The sequence below is a fragment of the Bacillus sp. TH13 genome (assembly GCF_016651175.1).
Classification (GTDB): domain Bacteria; phylum Bacillota; class Bacilli; order Bacillales; family Bacillaceae_G; genus Bacillus_A; species Bacillus_A thuringiensis_S.
On sequence record NZ_JAEKEJ010000025.1, the window covers coordinates 2,990,313 to 3,008,569 of the forward strand.

Genomic DNA, 18,257 nt, shown 5'->3' on the forward strand with positions numbered 1-18,257 from the left:
CCCATACGTAAAAGTATTTCCGCATGATACTTTAGTTCACGTATTATTTCAAAAATGAATTGTAGCAATTTTATTAAGTAGTTGTAGTGTTTCTTTGTTTTATTTAAATGGATTATTTTAAGTTAATGTGAGTAAGGTTTGGTACATATGATATGTACTTCTTTTTGTGGTTTTAGGAAGTTTAAAAGGAGGAATGAATTTCTTGAGGAAATCATTTAATCAAAAAGTTAAAAAGTTAAGTAGTAGTTTAATAGTTGTATTACTAATATGTATGAATTTTTTAATCCATTTACCATTTAAAGCAGAGGCAGCTACAACAGAATTAAAAGGTTTAGGTGATGTATCTTATTACAACGCCATCATTTTTGGAGATCATAGTGCAACGAGTGCGGATATTGAAGGTGCGATGGCTGTTCAGAAAAATATGAACGCATCAAGTTATACAGTCGTAGCGGCTGCAACTGGAGCAAATAACTTAGCTGGAGCAACTTGGGTAGATGAAGGATATCCATCATTATTACTAGGCGGTCAATTTACGAAAGCGGGAGCAGGACAAGTAATTATTCAAGATGGAACAGTGGCGATGACAAAAGACGGTGACCCAGATGGCGCAATGAAAACATCATATGACCGTATCTCTTATAAAGAGCAAGCGGAGATTGATGCTAAGTTTAAAGAATTTAGAAAAGACGTTGATGGTGTAATTGGGGATGCAAGTAAACTACACACTGATAAGCCAAAACTTAATATGAGCTTTGGAATCGGTGAAGATGTAAACAACCCTAATATTTATGTCTCTTCAGGCCAAACTGGAAAGAAAGCATTTGATGTAAAAGACGTTTTTCTTCCGAATGTAGAGAATAAAGACTTTATTGTTATTTATTCAGATGCAGAAGAAGTGAGTTTTGGTGGCGGTGCAATTTTGTATGATACAAGAAATACTGGGATGGCAACGGATTTAATTAATACATCTCAAGCATACGATCCTAATTCATCTTTTACTGAGTTAGCTAGTAAGGTAATTTGGGTATTTCCTAATGCTACAAAGATAACAACTAAAGGTTATGGTGTAGTAGGTAGTGTGTTTGCACCTAATGCAGTTGTAGAAACAAAAGGTGGTTCTATTAATGGACAAGCCTATGTTGGAGGATTACACCAAAGAGATGGTTTTGAGGTTCATAACTTTAAATTTAACTGGCCAAAGTGGAATAAACCAGCAGCTGAAAAAGGACATTTACAAATTAAAAAAGTTGATGAAAACGATGAAAACATTGTTTTAAAAGACGCAAAATTTGATGTTATAGACAAAGATAATAACGTTGTGGCTACTGTTACAACAAACGAAAAGGGTATTGCGGAAGTTAAAGATTTACCACTTGGTGACTATTTTGTAAAAGAAATAAATGCACCAGAAGGATATATAAAAGTTGATACACCAGTCAAAGTAACAATTGATAATACAAACGTAATTGAACTTGTTATGAAGAATACGAAAAAAGTAGAGAATGGCCAATTTAAATTATTGAAAAAAGATAGTGAATCTGGTCAACTTCTACCAGGTGCAAAATTTGATGTTATCGATAAAGATGGGAAAGTTGTGGAGACAATTGTTACAGATGATAAAGGTGAAGCCTTATCGAAACAACTTCCAGTTGGAAGCTATACATTAAAAGAAGTAGCAGCACCGAAAGGATATGAATTATCATCTAGTTCAGTATCTGTTGATGTAGAGGCTAATAAAGTAGTGACTGTAGATGTGGTGAATAAAAAGATCCCCGAAAAAGTAACAGGTCAATTTGAAATTGTGAAAGTAGATGCGGAAGACAAAACGAAAGTATTATCAGATGCAGAATTCGAAGTGTATAAAGATGGTAAAAAAGTAGATACGTTACGAACAGATAAAACTGGTAAAGTAGTTTCTCAGAAATTAGAGCCAGGAAAGTACACATTAAAAGAAACGAAAGCACCACAAGGATATAAGTTGTTAAAAGAAGAAATTGAAGTCGTTGTGGAAGCAAACAAAGTAGTAGAAGTACAAGTAGAAAATGCGAAAGAACTAGGAAGCTTACAAGTAATCAAAAAGGATGCAGAGAGTGGGAAAGTTCTAGAAGGCGCGCAATTTAGACTGAAGAACGAAATTGGTCAAGTAGTTGGAGAGGCGAAAACAACAAATAAAGCTGGTGTTGTAACATTCGAAAACTTAGTGCCAGGAAAGTATACGTTGGAAGAAACGAAAGCGCCAGAAGGTTATAAGGCGTTAGAAGTAACAGTGGACGTAAACGTTGTAGCGAACGAAGTAGTAAAACAAGAGGTTACGAATGAAAAAGTAACAGGTCAATTTGAAATTGTGAAAGTAGATGCGAATGATAAAACGAAATTGTTATCAGGTGCAGAATTCGAAGTGTATAAAGATGGTAAAAAGGTAGCGGAACTGAAAACAGATGAGAGTGGAAAAGTGATGTCACCGAAATTACCGCTAGGTGAATACACAGTGAAAGAAACGAAAGCACCAGCGGGCTACAAGCTTTCAAGTAAAGAATGGAAAGTAACAATTCAAAACGAGAAAGAAGTAGTAAAAGTAGTGGCAGAAAACGAAAAAATCTTAGGTTCTCTACAAATTATTAAAATGGATGATAAAGATCAAACGAAACGCTTAGCAGGAGCAGAATTTACATTGAAAGATGCGAAAGGAAATGTTGTAAAAGAAGGAATTACAACAGATAAGTCTGGAACGGTTAAAGTAGACGGACTTGTGCCAGGTGAATATACGTTAGAAGAAACAAAAGCACCAGAAGGTTATGAGTTAACAAAACAAATAATTCATGTAACAGTTGACGGTGAAAAAGTTATTGATGTAAAAGTAACGAACGGTAAGAGCCTTGGTCAATTCGAAATCGTAAAAGTAGATGCGGAAGATAAAACGAAAGTATTATCAGATGCAGAATTCGAAGTGTATAAAGACCGCAAGAAAGTAGATACATTACGAACAGATAAAGCAGGTAAAGTAATTTCTCAGAAATTAGAGCCAGGAAAGTACACATTAAAAGAAATTAAAGCACCACAAGGATATAAATTGTTAAAAGAAGAAATTGAAGTCGTTGTGGAAGCAAATAAAGTAGTAGAAGTACAAATAGAAAACGCAAAAGAACTAGGAAGCTTACAAGTAATCAAAAAGGATGCAGAGAGTGGGAAAGTTCTAGAAGGCGCAGAATTTAAACTGAAAAACGAAGCTGGTCAAGTAGTTGGAGAAGCGAAAACTACGAATAAAGACGGTGTTGTGAAATTCGAAAGCTTAGTGCCAGGAAAGTACACGTTAGAGGAAACGAAAGCGCCGGAAGGTTATAAAGCGCTAGAAGTGACAGTAGAAGTAAATGTTGTAGCAAATGAAGTAGTAAAACAAGAAGTTATGAATGAAAAAGTGAAAGAAGAAATTACAGGTCAATTAGAAATTACAAAGGTAGACGCTAATAATACAAATAAAATATTAGCAGGCGCAGTGTTTGAAATTTGGAAAGACGGAACAAAAATCGACACATTAACAACAAATAAGAGCGGTAAAGCGACTTCTAAGAAGTTAGAACCAGGAGATTACACTTTAAAAGAAATCCAAGCGCCAGAAGGATATACTTTATCCGATAAGGAAATGAAATTTACGATTTCTAATGAAAAAATTGAATTTGTAAAACTTCAAATTACAAATAAAAAAGATACAGAAAAAGGTCCGGAAAAACCAGGTGAAGGAACAGAAAAACCAGGTGAAGGAACAGAAAAGCCAGGTGAAGGAACAGAAAAGCCAGGTGAAGGAACAGAAAAGCCAGGTGAAGGAACAGAAAAGCCAGGTGAAGGAACAGAAAAGCCAGGTGAAGGAACAGAAAAACCGGGTGAAGGAACAGAAAAGCCAGGTGAAGGAACAGAGAAGCCAGGTGAGGGAACAGGAAAGCCAGGTGAAGGAACAGAAAAACCAGGTGAAGGAACAGAGAAGCCGGGTGAAGGAACAGAAAAACCAGGTGAAGGAGTAGAAAAACCTAATTTACCAGAAAAAGGACAAGGTTCTTCTAATAATCAACAACTTCCAGCTACAGGACACAATACGAATTACGTTCCATTCATCGGTTTTATGCTTCTGCTACTAGGAATACGTTTAAGATTCATGGCTAAAAATAGTTAAAAGATGTAAAAAAGGCATCAGAGATTGTATAATCTCTGATGCCTTTTTAAGTGAATACAGATGAAATGAAAATATCTATATAAATGATAAATATTTTAAGCTTCAATTACGCTAAGCATTCTGTTTATAAATGCAGCTGCGTGTGCACGTTGTGATGGTCCTTTTGGTACGAATTGATTAAATTCATTACCTTTTACAATTCCAAATCCATACACTCTTTGTACTTCTTCTTTAGCGTAAATTAAGTTTTGGTCTACGAATGGTAGTTCAACTTGTTTTGCAAAAATACCAGCGTGTTTTAGAGAACGATCAATCATAATAACAGCTTCTTCGCGTGTAATTGTAGTATTTGGATCAAATGTATTATCACCACGTCCGCGGATTATGCCTGCGCTTGCTGCACGATTAATACCGTCTCTTAAAGATGGGTGTACTTGTTCTAAGTCTGTGAAATTAGCATTTCCACTTGGTAATTGTAAAGCACGAGTAATTAATGTAGCAAATTCAGCACGCGTTACAAGACGTTCTGGGAAGTACTTGCCGTTCCCTTCTCCTTGCATAATGCCTCTAGCTGCTAATTGACGAATGTCTTGTTCATACCATCCACCTGTAATGTCATCAGTTACTGGATCTTTTTGGTTTTCTTTATAGTATGTTTCAGTTCCTTTTAAGAAAGCATTCCATTGTCCGCGTTGAATCATAAACGCAGGGCAGTTTTTTCCTGACCAAAATTGATGTTTTTGGACCTTATCTAGAGAAATATTTAAGTCGTTCATTAAATAAGCTGCCAATTTACGGGCATTTTCTACCGCTTTTTCATAGTTTCCATCTTGATTAACGGCAATTTCAATTCCGATAGATTCATAGTTTCCAGTTTTATTTCCAGCATGCCATCCAACTTCATTTACTGGAAGATGTTGATAAATTTCTTTATCATCTACTGTGAAATGCCAAGATGCGGCGCGATCAGCTGTTCCGCGTGCTTGATTATCTAAGAATTTTGCATGATTTAGAGCATTAGCACCTTTCGCTGTATTAGCCGTTTCGTGAATCGTAATATATTTAGGCACCATCGGGTAGCCAGGGCGAATATCGTCATTTCCTTTTGGGACAATCATTTCTTTAAATGTAACGCCATAAATATTGTTTGTTTGTAGAGCTTCTGGCGCTCTCAATAAACTATTTTTAGCAGAACGACTGTTTTTTAATAATGAAGCTTTTGTACCTTCAAATGTAGAAGAAGGTGCATAAATCCATTTTGCTGTTTCATTTATTTGGACTTTAAACCAATTTCCAGCTTGTTCAGTAGGAGTAATGACTTGTGGCTGCAGTTTCCCTTCTTCTTTAAACGATTGGAACGGAAGGGCATGTATGGAAGCTTCCTCTTTTACGATTAATTTTTGATTAGATAGTTTATGAATCTCTTGGACTTCTAAGCTATTATCATTGTTATCTATCCATCCAGCGCCAGTTGGCGTCGTTATGTAGTAAGCATTTCCTTTTTTCTTTGTCGCCGTTACAACTTGTTCTGTAATCTCGATATTCGATTTGTTTTTTAAATCATTCGCGGTATATAATGAATGTTTTTTTGAAGTGTATAGTAGGAATTGGCCAGTAACCTCTATATCTTCTTCATGAGTACTATGCTCATTAACATGCTCTTTAATACTTTTAAAAACTTGATCTTCCGTATATACTTCAGCGGATTTTTCAGCACTCTCTGCAAATGAATAAGTAGGTGCAAGAACAGTTTGTAATGCAAGAGAGAGAGTTAAAACACTATAAAATTTCTTTTTCATATTTTTTTTAACACATTAGATTATGGAATCTAGTGTTAACATTCCTCCTTTATATATTGTATTTTCGCTATGTAACGATTTTTTGTACTAATAAATTTTAACAAGAGAAAATCACGATGTCTATATACATGAGCGATATTCATAAAAAGAATTATTTGAAAAACTGTAAGAGAAACAGGTAAAACCTTCTGTATTGACCTGTAAACGCCCTTCAAGTAAACTAAAGAGAGTTTGCAAATGAAAAGGTGATAATGTGTTAATTTCAATTAAAACGTTACAAGATGATCGTTTTTTACGTCCGCTACAAAATATTGGCGGCTTATTTTTTGAAGATAGTACGATTGGATTTGAACAAGAGGAAGCGAATCTGATCGTTGATATACACATTGAGGATAATGTGAAAGCATCCGCTCGATTAACGGATGTTAGCACAGGAAATGTGTATGAAGAAACATTCTCGAAAGATTTATCTGCTTTCACAGATGAAAAAGAGCGTATGAAGCAAGTGAAGCACGTTGTTTCTTATGTATATCTTTCTGTTCTTCAGCAGTTAACTGGACTTGAACAAAGCTGGGGTATTTTAACGGGAGTACGTCCGACGAAACTTCTTCATAAAATGCTTCAAAATGGTATGTCAAAAGAAGAAGCGCATCAAGAACTTCGTGAAAGTTATTTAATTCATGAAGAGAAAATTGAACTTCTTCAGCGCATTGTTGATTGCCAATTAGCAGTTGTTCCGGATTTATACCGTTTGAAAGAAGAAGTAAGTATTTATATCGGTATTCCGTTCTGCCCAACGAAATGTGCATACTGTACATTCCCGGCTTATGCGATTAATGGACGCCAAGGATCTGTTGATTCGTTCTTAGGTGGTTTACATTATGAAGTTCGTGAAATTGGTAAGTTTTTAAAAGAAAAAGGTGTGAAAGTTACGACGATTTATTATGGCGGCGGTACACCTACAAGTATTACAGCAGAAGAGATGGATATGCTGTATGAAGAAATGTACGAAGCGTTCCCAGACGTGAAAAATGTACGTGAAGTAACAGTTGAGGCAGGTCGTCCAGATACAATCACGCCAGCAAAGCTAGAAGTGTTAAATAAATGGAACATTGACCGTATTAGTATTAATCCGCAGTCATATCATCAAGAGACACTAAAAGCAATTGGACGTCACCATACTGTAGAAGAAACAATTGAGAAATACCATTTAGCTCGTGAAATGGGAATGAACAATATTAATATGGACTTAATTATTGGTCTTCCTGGTGAAGGGTTAGATATCTTCAAGCATACGTTAGATGAAACAGAAAAGTTAATGCCAGAATCATTAACAGTTCATACGTTATCATTTAAACGTGCTTCTGAAATGACACAAAACAAACGTAAATATAAAGTAGCAGGTCGCGAAGAGATTACAGCGATGATGCACGAAGCAGAAGAGTGGACGCAAAAGCATAATTACGTACCATACTACCTATATCGTCAAAAGAATATTTTAGGTAACTTAGAGAACGTTGGCTATGCAATGCCGACGCAAGAAAGTATTTACAACATTGTCATTATGGAAGAAGTACAATCAATTATCGGACTTGGTTGCGGTGCATCAAGTAAATTTGTTCATCCGAAGACGGGGGCAATTACGCACTTCGCAAATCCGAAAGATCCAAAATCATATAACGATGGCTTTGTAAAATATACAGAAGATAAACTGAAAATTTTAGAAGAGCTATTTGTATAAGAAGGAGAGTGTTCCAAATCGGAACACTCTCTTTTTTATATTGTCAGCTTTTGTCGGTAAGGCGATATATTCGAAAAATCGCTGCTATAAATTGAATTGCGTTCGATATATTCGAAAAATCGCCAATATAATTTCATGTACCAATGGTTTGCACGTGTTGTAAAACTATGTCAATAATAATCAGAAAAATTAGTCAAAACATTGAAGGACAATGTCTACTTATGGACGAAATGATAGATTTATGAAAGAGAAAAGGGGGAAATTGTTGGCATGTACATGACGATAGGGAGAATTTTTGATTTATCTGTTGGTAAGTATCCGAATAAAGAGGCGTTAGTGGAACCTGAAAAAAATATTCGCTGGACATATAAACAGTGGGACGAACAAATAAATAAAACGGCACACGCTTTATTAGAAGACGGAGTAAGAAAGGGAGATACGGTATCTGTTTACTTATATAACTGCCATGAATTTGTAAACGTTTACTTAGCTTGTGCGAAAATTGGTGCGATTTTTAACCCGATTAACTTTCGTTTAAAGGCGAAAGAAGTATCTTATATTCTTCAGGACGCATCCTCGAAAGTCGTTGTCTTTGAAAAAGCAGTTGAGTCAACTGTTGCTATCATTGAACGAGATTTTCCAAATACATCTTTTTGGTCTATAGAAAACGATAAACCTTCCTATGCAAGTTCCTACCATGAAAAAGTGAATGCAGCATCTTCTGAGAAAGTAAATATCGAAATTGATGAAATGGACTTTTGTTCTATGCTTTATACGAGCGGTACGACAGGTCATCCGAAAGGTGTGTTACATCGTCATCGTGAAATGACTGAGCATAGTATGATTTGTACGTATTTCCTAAAATATAATAGAGATAGTGTGGGGCTTGTTGTTGCGCCTTTATATCACTGTGGTGAATTAAATGCCGGAATCATACCACGCATTCAAGTTGGCGGGAAGAATGTCATTTTGCATCATTTTGATACAGAAACAGTATTACATACGATTCAAGAAGAAAAGATTACGACGTTCTTTGCAGCACCGACGATGTGGAATATGTTGTTGCAAAAAGATTTAACTCAGTATGATTTAACTTCAATGAAAATTGGTATATATGGCGGAGCGGCAATGGCGCCGGCATTAGTGAAGGAATGTAAAGAACGTCTTTATATTGACCTTGTTCAAATATACGGAATGACAGAAATGGGACCAGTTGTTGCGTTTCTCGTAGAGGAGGATCAAATTACGAAAGCTGGTTCAGCAGGCACGCCATGCTTTAGCCATGAAGTTCGTATTGTGAAACCGAACGAGGAGGCACCAGCAGAACCAGATGATGTATTACCTCCTTATGAGGTGGGAGAAATTATTTTACGTGGCCCAACTATGATGTCTGGCTATCATAATCGCGAAGAGGCAAATAAAAAATCGATGTATAAAGGATGGTATCATTCTGGTGATTTAGGATACTTCGATAAAGATGGTTATTTATTCGTTGCAGATCGCGTTGATGATATGGTAATTAGCGGTGGTGTAAATATTTACCCTCGTGAAATTGAAGATTTCCTTCATAGTCATCCTGGTATATTAGATGTGGCGGTACTTGGTGAGCCAGATGAATTATGGGGAGAGCGTGTGGTGGCAGTTATTGTGAAGAAAGATGAAACAATAACAGAAGCAGATTTAGAAACGTATTGCAAAGAAAGTGACGAATTAGCAGATTATAAGCGTCCGCGTCATTATTTATTTGTAGATGAACTTCCGCGTAATGCGAGCGGGAAGTTGCAGAAGTTTGTGCTGAGGGAGTCGTTGAAAGGGACAAAAAAATAGAAAGTGGGGGATACCCACTTTCTATTTTTATTTGCGTGAAAAGCCTTCTTCATCAAGGTATTCCGCAGCTTCTGGATAAGAGTTGAATGTACCGTCTAAGTTTACACCAGCGTACACGTTCCACATGTCATCCTCTGAAATAAGAGTAAGAATATGACCATCTTCGTTCTGCCATTCTTCTTCTTTCGCAGGTTCTACAGGTGCTACTACTTCTTCTTGTGATAGAAGGTCAATTGATTTCTCAATTACTGAACGTAATTCTTCTGCTGAAAACTCACGGATGTTAACCATACCTTTATCATCCGTTTTGTAACCTTTAATACCGCTTGCATACACAAATCCATTTCCATTTGGGTGTAAATGAAATACAACGTTCTTTTTATCTAAACGACTTTCTTCAAAGTGGAAGTTTACACGTTTTAATGATACGTTCTTTCTTTCTAGTTCTGGGAAAGATTCAATAATCGATAATTTTTGTTCAAAAGTTAGCATAGTGCCTCCAAGTATATAGTAAAAGATTTAATTTGTTCATTATAGCATAGTTGCAATTGTTTCCAAAGATAAGGGAGAAACTTTTCATTAAATCCGTTTACGTCACGAGAATGTAAAAAGTGAGCTAACGAATGTATCTTTTTAGGTGTACAATGGAACATGGACTTTATACAAAGGTGGTTTTTTTATGTTTCAAAAAATAGCAAAGGAATGTTTAGCAGGATTTACTGTTGCGATTGTTGCGTTGCCACTTGCGATTGCATTTGGTATTGCCGCGACAGGAACGTCTGAGGGAGCGCTTGTTGGATTGTATGGTGCAATTTTTGCAGGTTTATTCGCAGCGTTATTTGGCGGGACACCTGGGCAAGTAACGGGGCCAACTGGACCAATTACCGTTATTGCAACAGGAGTTATTGCGACGCACGGGTTAGAGGCAAGTTTTATTGCCTTTATGATGGCAGGGTTATTTCAAATTTTATTCGGTGTATGTAAGCTCGGTTCTTACGTTCGATATATTCCGTATCCTGTCGTTTCGGGATTTATGAATGGTATTGCATTAATCATTATTTTAGGCGAAATAAAGCACGTACAAAATAGTTTTTTACTTGTTGTGTTAACGATTATTGTAATGATTGTTTCTGGTAAATGGATTAAGGCGATTCCGTCTAGTTTAGTAGCACTAGTCGGTGTGACAGCTTTGCTTCCTTTATTTTCTTCTCTACTCGAAGGACTTACAGTAAAGTTACCGATTATCGGAAATCTTTCACTAAATAAAGTAATTGAAAAGATTGGAACCATTCCAGAAGCGATGCCTACGCTTCATATTCCATCTTTAAGTGGAACAGGAATAGCAGCACTTATTTTGCCAGCACTTATTTTGCCAGCGCTTAGTATTGCTTTATTAGGATCGATTGACTCGTTGTTAACATCGGTCGTAATGGATAATGTGACAGGTACACGTCATAAAAGTAATAAAGAACTGGTCGGACAAGGTATCGGTAATATGATGAGCGGATTGTTTGGCGGATTAGCAGGTGCAGGTGCGACTGTAAGGTCTATCGTTAATATAAGAAGTGGCGGTAAAACGGCACTTTCGGCATGTATGCATAGTGTTATCTTATTTATTTTTATTATGGGTCTTGGTTCGGTCGTACAATATATTCCACTTGCTGTATTATCAGGTATTTTAATTTTAACTGGTATTGGAATGTTCGATTGGGGAAGCATGAAAAAGATGCATGTCGCTCCTAAAGGTGATGTCGTTGTTATGCTCGTAACGATGATTGTAACGGTGAAGTTCGATTTAATGATTGCTGTTGCATTCGGTATTATTCTTTCGTTCATCATATATATGGTGAAATGTAAAGAACGTAAAACTTCTATCGTAAAAGAAAAAGAAGAAACGTACACAATTCAAGGACCGCTCTCTTTCCTATCAGTAGATCGTATTTTCTCTACTTTACAAGATGTGAAGTCACCGGTTGTTTTACGTATGAAAGATGTGCGCTATATGGATGTATCAGGAGCTATGGCATTATTAAATTTTGTTGAGCAATCAAGTAAAGTAGGAGCAAGTGTAAAGCTTGAGCAAGTACATCCGAGTATTGAAAAAACAATCGTAGTAATGGCAAGCGATGAACAGAAAGAGCAATTGAAAATCTTAAGTGTTTAGATGGTAATTAGAATATCTCACAATCTTACATAAATTATAATGTAGAGTTGTGGGATATTCTTATAATGTTTTTAGTAATATGTATCGCAGTGATAGAGAGGAAGGGCTCTTTTGGCGTAACAGAAACAGTTATAGTGTGTACATATATAATGGAAGGAATTAGAAAAAATATTGTGAAGAGACAGGCTTAAATGGGTTCTCTTTTCTATTTTGAAAAAAAAACCAAGTATTCAACCTATAATAAATTTGTTATGATAACCAATGGGATAAAGTGAATCCCTATCGTTTAAAACAATATGTTTGAGAGTATATGTATAAAAGAAAAGAGAAAAAATATGAATAAAACATTTGTAAAAGGAGCAGCAATTTTAACCATTACAACTTTTTTGTCGAAATTGCTTGGTAGTTTTTTTCAAATTCCATTACAAAATATTGCAGGAGATGAAGTGCTCGGTATTTTCCGCCTTGTTTTTCCTGTATATATGATTGCTCTTACACTATCGGTAGCCGGAGTTCCACTTGCAATTTCGAAACTAATTGCAGAGTTGAACGAAAAAAATAAGCAAAAGGAAATTGCGAAATTATTTAAATCAGCGTCAATTATAGGGATAGCATTTGGCGTTTTCGGTTGTTTAGTCATTGTATTATTTTCTATTGAAATTGCAAATATGCTCGGTGGACAAGAAACTAGAATGCCGTTGCTTATTACTTCATTAGCATTACTCATTGCGCCATACATGGCGGTGTATAGAGGATATTTTCAAGGTTTCGGTGATATGAAACCAACAGGGGTATCACAAGTCATTGAGCAATTTGTACGTGTGTTTTTTATGTTAATAATTGCTTACATACTAGTATCGTGGGATAAGAGCAATACTGTTATTACTAGTGGTGCAATGGTTGGCTCTTTTCTTGGAGTCATTAGTTCGCTTATATATTTGCGTATAAAATATAATAGAAGTCCATACTACAATAAAAGCAATTCCTATTCGCTCCGAGATTTAAGAGAAAACGGCAAAAAGATATTGCGGGTATCGATCCCAATCGCTATCGGAGCTTTATCAATGCCACTTTTAAATTTAGTAGACTCGCTTACAATACCGCATGTATTACAAGGATCATCAACAGAAATTCAAGAACAATTTGGAATATACAGTCGCGGTTTTGCATTCACGCAAATAATTGTTATTTTTGCAAGTGCAATTGTATTTCCGTTAATACCACTCTTAACTTCCGCATTGGCCAAAAGAGATATAAATTTGGCGAAAATAACAATTCAAAATACAAATCGACTAGCGCATGTTTTGACAGCACCATTAACAATATGGTTGATGGCATTAACAGTACCGTTAAATGTCGGATTGTTCACAGACGTAAAAGGCAGTAGTATGTTAACAGTTATGATTGGCAGTTCGTATTTTACTGCGGTTATGGTATTATCAATAGGTGTTTTACAGGGGATTAATCGTTCTGCACAAGCTGCATGGATTGTTATTGGCGCGAGTTGTGTGAAAGTCGTGTTAAACATTATGTTAGTGCAGAAGTTTGGCATAGATGGAGCGGCGTATAGTACATTAATTACTTACGTATTGATTTGTATTGTAAATCATTTGTATATTCGAAGCTATATTGCCTATTCTATTCATTTCAAAAGCTTTTTCGGTGTGCTAGCAATAGCATGTATTTTCGGACTAGGATTGTATGAACTATGTAATGTGATAGATGTTACATCTTCAAGAATTATGACGTTATTATTCAGTGGTATAGCATTAAGTATTACAGCCATTTTGTATGGTGTATGTGCTTTGAAATTAAAATGGATATCAATAAAAAAAATACCATTTTTGAAAAGATAAATATAGAAATTTAATTTTTTATTAAAATTCATATGAGCTGATAAAGAGGAAACTATGCAGGGTATTAAGTGTTTAGGTAAGGAATGGGTACCAGTTTATGTTAGATGAAATAAACGGTTACCTAGTTTTGGAGGAGATTTAGGGTGCGTTTAGTCTTATCAGGATATTATGGTTTTTATAATGTTGGAGACGAGGCGATTCTACAATCAATTATTGAATCGTTAAGTAAAGAGAACCCGGATATAGAACTAGTAGTACTATCAAATGATTCTAAATATACAAAGGAAAGGTATGGTGTAGAATCGGTAGATCGCTGGAATATAAAAGCTGTTTATCATGCAATCAAAAACAGTGATGGAGTTATTAGCGGTGGCGGGAGCCTTCTTCAAGATCAGACAAGTACGAAGAGTATTCTATATTATACGGGTATTATGGGACTCGCTCGATTATTAAAAAAGCCATATTATATTTATTCACAAGGAATAGGTCCAATTACAAAAGGATATAATCGTCTATTAGTAAAATGGAACTTGTCAAAAGCTTCCTATGTATCAGTTCGAGATGAGGACTCGTTTTTATATTTAAAAGAACTTGGCATAAAAAACGATATTGAAATTGTTCCAGACCCTGTTTTAACATGGAAACGGACAAAACAATCGGATTGGTTGCAAAAGCATTCGATACATGGAAAAGTAGTCGCGGTTAGTGTGCGTTATTGGAATGCAAAAGAAGATTATATAAAAAAATTAGCTGCGGCATTAAAAAAATTAAAGCAAGAAGGATACCAAATTTTATTTGTTCCAATGCATGAGCCATTTGATCAAAAAGCTTCGCGTGAAGTAGTAGACTTAATGGGAGAAGAGACGTATATGCTTCCATATAAAATGGATATCGACGAGAAAATATTCATTTTATCACAATGTTCATTACTAATTGGTATGCGTCTTCATGCACTTGTTTTTTCTGCTGTAGCCAAAACTCCAATGGTCGGGATTTCATACGATCCGAAAATTGATTCGTTTTTAAGTCAAGTGAATCAGCCAGTTATAGGGAGTGTGGATGGCGAATGGAGTGCTGAATATTTATATGAAATTGCGAAAAAGCAATTAATGCAACAAGGAACTGTGCAGCAAGAGTTACAATTGACAATAGATGAGCTTCGGTTGCAAGGCAAACAGGCAACAAAGAAACTCATTGATCATATGGAAAAAGGCACTTTATTAAAAAAGTAAAGTGTCTTTTGTTTTGTTTTGAATGTAATGAAAATTCTAATTAAAAAACGTTTTATTTTAATTCCTATTTATTATGCTAAAATGATTGTGATTATTATATAATCAAATTTGTGATAATAAATTCGTAGATTACGAGGAGGATAACCTTGAAGACTTTTTCAAAAGGTATAACAGCAGTGGCATTAACGGGATCATTACTTTTAACTCCTATTTCAAGTTATGCAGCAAATGATGATATTACAGGACATATGTTTGAGACGCATATGCGTTCACTTATTACTAAAGGAGTTTTAATGGGGTATGGAGACAATGTATATGCGCCTGATAAATTAGTAACAAGAGCAGAGTTTGCTACATTCATAGCAAGGGCTTTAAATTTACCGAAAGCTGATTCGAATTTCGAGGATGTGCCGAAGACTTACGGTTTATATGATGGTGTAAGTAGAGCATATGGAGCGAAAATTATTAATGGTCGTACGAACGAGACATTCTCACCAAATGATGTGATTACACGTGAAGAAATGTCGATAATGGTAAAGCGAGCGTTAGACTATAAAAATATTAAAGTAGCTGTAAGTCCGCTTACCTTTACTGATAAAGATAGTATTAACTATAAAGAGCATGTGCAAGTTATGGTGGCTACTCAAATTATTAAAGGGTATCCAGAAGATAATACATTTAGACCACATTTATCAGCTACAAGAGGGATGGCTTCAGCTATGTTGGATCGCATGCTTCAGACGATTGAAAAAAACGGAAATAGCAATCCTGTAGAAACTAAGAAATATGTTGTGACAAATGTAAGAGAAAACGGAACAGAGCAAGAAGTAGAGCGCTATAATACGTATAAAGAAGCGGTTACGGCTGCTCAAAATAAAGGTATGAATGCGGTAAAATACGAGAACGAATTTTTATGGATTAAAGATGGTTTTGCAAGTGCGAAAAGAATAACTGGGCAAAACATCATTAATATTTATGACGAGAATTTATCAACAGTATATACGTATATTCAGTATGGAACAGAATTGAAAGTGTTAGAAGTTGGCGAAGATCGTGTGAAAGTTCAACTTTCTGGTTTGACAGGTTATGTGAAGAAGAATGAAATCACTTTAATTCCTACAAATGAAATGAAACAGTCGTCTTATTATGTGAAATCAGATGGATATTTATACCATAAATATTATACATATAATACAAGTTCACCTGGATATACAGAATTTAGATATGGTGTGGCACCTTCTTTCATGAAGCAAGGACAGCAAATGTATAGTGTAGATGGAAAGACATTTGGAGACGAAACTTTCTATCAATATTTCAATTATTTATCATTACGTTCGAAAACAGATTATACAGCTGAACAACTAGATAGTTATGTGAAATCGATTAAGCCAGACTCTCCATTAATTGGTTTAGGAAAGAAATTTAAAGAAGTAGAAAGCAAGTATAATGTAAATGCATTATTCTTATATTCATTAGCAATTCATGAAAGTTATTATGGAACAAGCGCTCTTGCAAAAGATAAAAATAATTTATTTGGTTTAAAAGCAACAGACGATAGTCCATATGGTAACGGGGAAGCATTTAATTCAAAAGAAGATTGTATTGAACATGCAGCAAAATTATACATGAATGAAGGATATTTAAATCCAGGACATTGGCGTTATACAGCAACATATACAGGTGATAAAGCTGCTGGTTTAAATGCGAAATATGCATCTGATGCGAACTGGGGTAAAAAAGTAGCGGGGCATATGAACCGTTTTGATTCTTATTTAGGTAAAAAAGAATACAACAAGTACAAACTTGCACGTGTGATGAATAACGTGGAAGTGAAAAAGAATCCTAGCATATCAAATGAGCGACTGTATCGTTTAAATACAAATGCAGTTGTCACAGTTACTGGTGAAGAAATAATAAATGGAAAAGCGTGGATTAAAGTTATTTCAGATAATCCTACTGTAACTGAAGCGTATATCGCAAAAGAAAGCTTAGAATATGTAAAACATTAATTAAATAAAAAAGAAGGTGCTACTGATATTTCGTAGCACCTTCTTTCTATTCAATTTCAAAATCAACAATGAGATAAGCGAGTATAACAACGAAGAAAATACTAACGGCTGGCGCTGTTAATACGTGGCCAGACATAAAGCCAATGCCAAGTGATAGAATGAGTGTGCTCGCTAATAGCATATACTTTACTTTCATGATTTTCTTAAAGTTTGTGATCATGCGGATGAATAATTTAATACCAAAGTATAGAAGTGGTAGTAGGTAAATAAGGAAACCGACAATGCCAAAGGCGAAAAATAGGTCATGGAAGTCCATTTCAATTAATTTAATTTTATCTGTGTAGTTACCAGCGTAACCCATTCCGAATAGTTTTTGTGAAAGCGGTGCGTCTTTATAGTATTGTTTGTATGTTTTTAAGAATTTGTCGCGATCACTGTAAATTAAACTTTTTACTTCAGAATCTGTAAGTTCACCTTTTGCATGTTTTTTTGCATCTTCTGGATCTTCTTTAATTACTTTTCCTTCTTTTCGATCTTTCTCTTCTTGTACTGATTTTTTGTATTCGTATATTTGCATGTGAATGCCCATATTTTTTGCGATAGGAGTATGCGGTGTAAGAGCAATTAAACCTCCTAGTATAACTGCGACAACAACGGTATTTACAATATGTGTGAATCCTTTTTCTTCTTTTTTACGATTTATCATATATTCAATGAATGAGAAGAAAAGTGCTACGCCTAATGTAATAACAATTGCGCCATATCCGACTTTCGTTCCCACCATAATACTTGCATACATCGCAAGTATTGTTGGAATCCAGTAATATATTTTCGAGAAAGAAGTTGTTTTATGAATCGAATATAAGACAATGATTGGGAACATAATGGCGAAAAGAGAACTTAAATCATTTCCAGCGAAGAACCAACCTCTTGAACCGATTTTTGAGTGAGGATAGCTTGGGAAATCCGTTCCAGTTTGCATTGCGACAATCATTGTAATGCTTAAAATTAAAGTTGCATATAAGAAATATGTAATGATTTTATGGAATACATACTCTTTATTTCTTAGTTCTTTAAAGGCGATAATATATCCAAACAGTAGCACAATTGGATATACGCTCTTTAAGATGAATTTAACTTCTTCTCCAAATGAAACTGGAGATTTAACCATCATATTATTTACAAGACCGATTGCGAATGCGATTCCGAGTAAACATAAATAGAGGATGTACTTTTTCGCATCTTGTTGTTTGTGATGAAGAAGTAGGTATCCTAATGCAAGAAGCATAAAGGCGAAACGGACTACAACTCCAACTGTTGCGCTCATGTGTAGTATATAGATTGAAAAAGATGTTAATAAATCTAAAATTGGTTGAAACACAATGAATAGCAATAGGAAATGTGGGAAGTAGTTATCCGTTTGTTTCAACTTAGTAACCATATGTTCCTCCAGTTCTTCAT

General features: G+C 35.3%; 10 protein-coding genes. 7 read left to right on the forward strand and 3 right to left on the reverse strand.

The window, feature by feature from the left end; genetic code table 11:
* The first annotated feature begins 202 nt into the window (after window positions 1-202).
* A complete protein-coding gene (locus tag JFU02_RS23910; protein ID WP_201071727.1) occupies window positions 203-4,168 on the forward strand; it encodes a SpaA isopeptide-forming pilin-related protein in 3,966 nt (1,321 codons plus the stop codon).
* 95 nt (window positions 4,169-4,263) lie between these two features.
* Here the strand turns inward: JFU02_RS23910 and JFU02_RS23915 are convergent, their stop codons facing one another.
* Window positions 4,264-5,967, reverse strand: coding sequence for an S-layer homology domain-containing protein (locus JFU02_RS23915; protein ID WP_061667411.1), 1,704 nt, complete (start codon window positions 5,965-5,967; stop codon window positions 4,264-4,266).
* A gap of 253 nt (window positions 5,968-6,220) precedes the next feature.
* Between JFU02_RS23915 and JFU02_RS23920 the strand changes: the two genes are divergently transcribed.
* A complete protein-coding gene (locus JFU02_RS23920; protein ID WP_000908777.1) occupies window positions 6,221-7,708 on the forward strand; it encodes a coproporphyrinogen III oxidase in 1,488 nt (495 codons plus the stop codon).
* Between the two features lie 270 nt (window positions 7,709-7,978).
* Window positions 7,979-9,535, forward strand: a complete 1,557-nt coding sequence (locus tag JFU02_RS23925; protein ID WP_061667410.1) for a fatty acid--CoA ligase — start codon at window positions 7,979-7,981, stop codon at window positions 9,533-9,535.
* A 27-nt stretch (window positions 9,536-9,562) separates the two neighbouring features.
* Here JFU02_RS23925 and JFU02_RS23930 read toward each other — a convergent pair whose 3' ends face one another.
* The gene (locus tag JFU02_RS23930; protein ID WP_061667409.1) at window positions 9,563-10,027 is read right to left on the reverse strand and encodes a hypothetical protein; all 465 of its coding nucleotides are present in this window, start codon (window positions 10,025-10,027) and stop codon (window positions 9,563-9,565) included.
* A gap of 187 nt (window positions 10,028-10,214) precedes the next feature.
* Between JFU02_RS23930 and JFU02_RS23935 the strand changes: the two genes are divergently transcribed.
* The 4 genes from JFU02_RS23935 to JFU02_RS23950 all read left to right on the forward strand — a co-directional run bounded on the left by JFU02_RS23935 (window position 10,215) and on the right by JFU02_RS23950 (window position 16,796).
* Window positions 10,215-11,699, forward strand: a complete 1,485-nt coding sequence (locus JFU02_RS23935; RefSeq protein ID WP_201071730.1) for a SulP family inorganic anion transporter — start codon at window positions 10,215-10,217, stop codon at window positions 11,697-11,699.
* 335 nt (window positions 11,700-12,034) lie between these two features.
* Window positions 12,035-13,555, forward strand: a complete 1,521-nt coding sequence (locus JFU02_RS23940) for a putative polysaccharide biosynthesis protein (RefSeq protein WP_001044002.1) — start codon at window positions 12,035-12,037, stop codon at window positions 13,553-13,555.
* Window positions 13,556-13,698: 143 nt separating this feature from the next.
* Window positions 13,699-14,787: a polysaccharide pyruvyl transferase CsaB gene (gene csaB, locus JFU02_RS23945; protein WP_061667407.1), complete on the forward strand. Its 1,089-nt coding sequence runs from the start codon at window positions 13,699-13,701 to the stop codon at window positions 14,785-14,787.
* Window positions 14,788-14,933: 146 nt separating this feature from the next.
* A complete protein-coding gene (locus JFU02_RS23950) occupies window positions 14,934-16,796 on the forward strand; it encodes an S-layer homology domain-containing protein (RefSeq protein ID WP_061667406.1) in 1,863 nt (620 codons plus the stop codon).
* A gap of 46 nt (window positions 16,797-16,842) precedes the next feature.
* Here the strand turns inward: JFU02_RS23950 and JFU02_RS23955 are convergent, their stop codons facing one another.
* Window positions 16,843-18,237 (reverse strand): O-antigen ligase family protein, encoded by a 1,395-nt coding sequence (locus tag JFU02_RS23955; RefSeq protein WP_201071732.1) that lies wholly within the window; start codon window positions 18,235-18,237, stop codon window positions 16,843-16,845.
* Window positions 18,238-18,257 lie beyond the last annotated feature (20 nt).

Excerpts from the sequence above, each read along its gene's own strand:
- JFU02_RS23955 (WP_201071732.1), bottom strand. The coding sequence starts at position 18,237 with ATGGTTACTAAGTTGAAACAAACGGATAACTACTTCCCACATTTCCTA.
- JFU02_RS23930 (WP_061667409.1), bottom strand. The coding sequence starts at position 10,027 with ATGCTAACTTTTGAACAAAAATTATCGATTATTGAATCTTTCCCAGAA.
- JFU02_RS23940 (WP_001044002.1), top strand. The coding sequence starts at position 12,035 with ATGAATAAAACATTTGTAAAAGGAGCAGCAATTTTAACCATTACAACT.
- JFU02_RS23935 (WP_201071730.1), top strand. The coding sequence starts at position 10,215 with ATGTTTCAAAAAATAGCAAAGGAATGTTTAGCAGGATTTACTGTTGCG.
- JFU02_RS23925 (WP_061667410.1), top strand. The coding sequence starts at position 7,979 with ATGTACATGACGATAGGGAGAATTTTTGATTTATCTGTTGGTAAGTAT.
- JFU02_RS23915 (WP_061667411.1), bottom strand. The coding sequence starts at position 5,967 with ATGAAAAAGAAATTTTATAGTGTTTTAACTCTCTCTCTTGCATTACAA.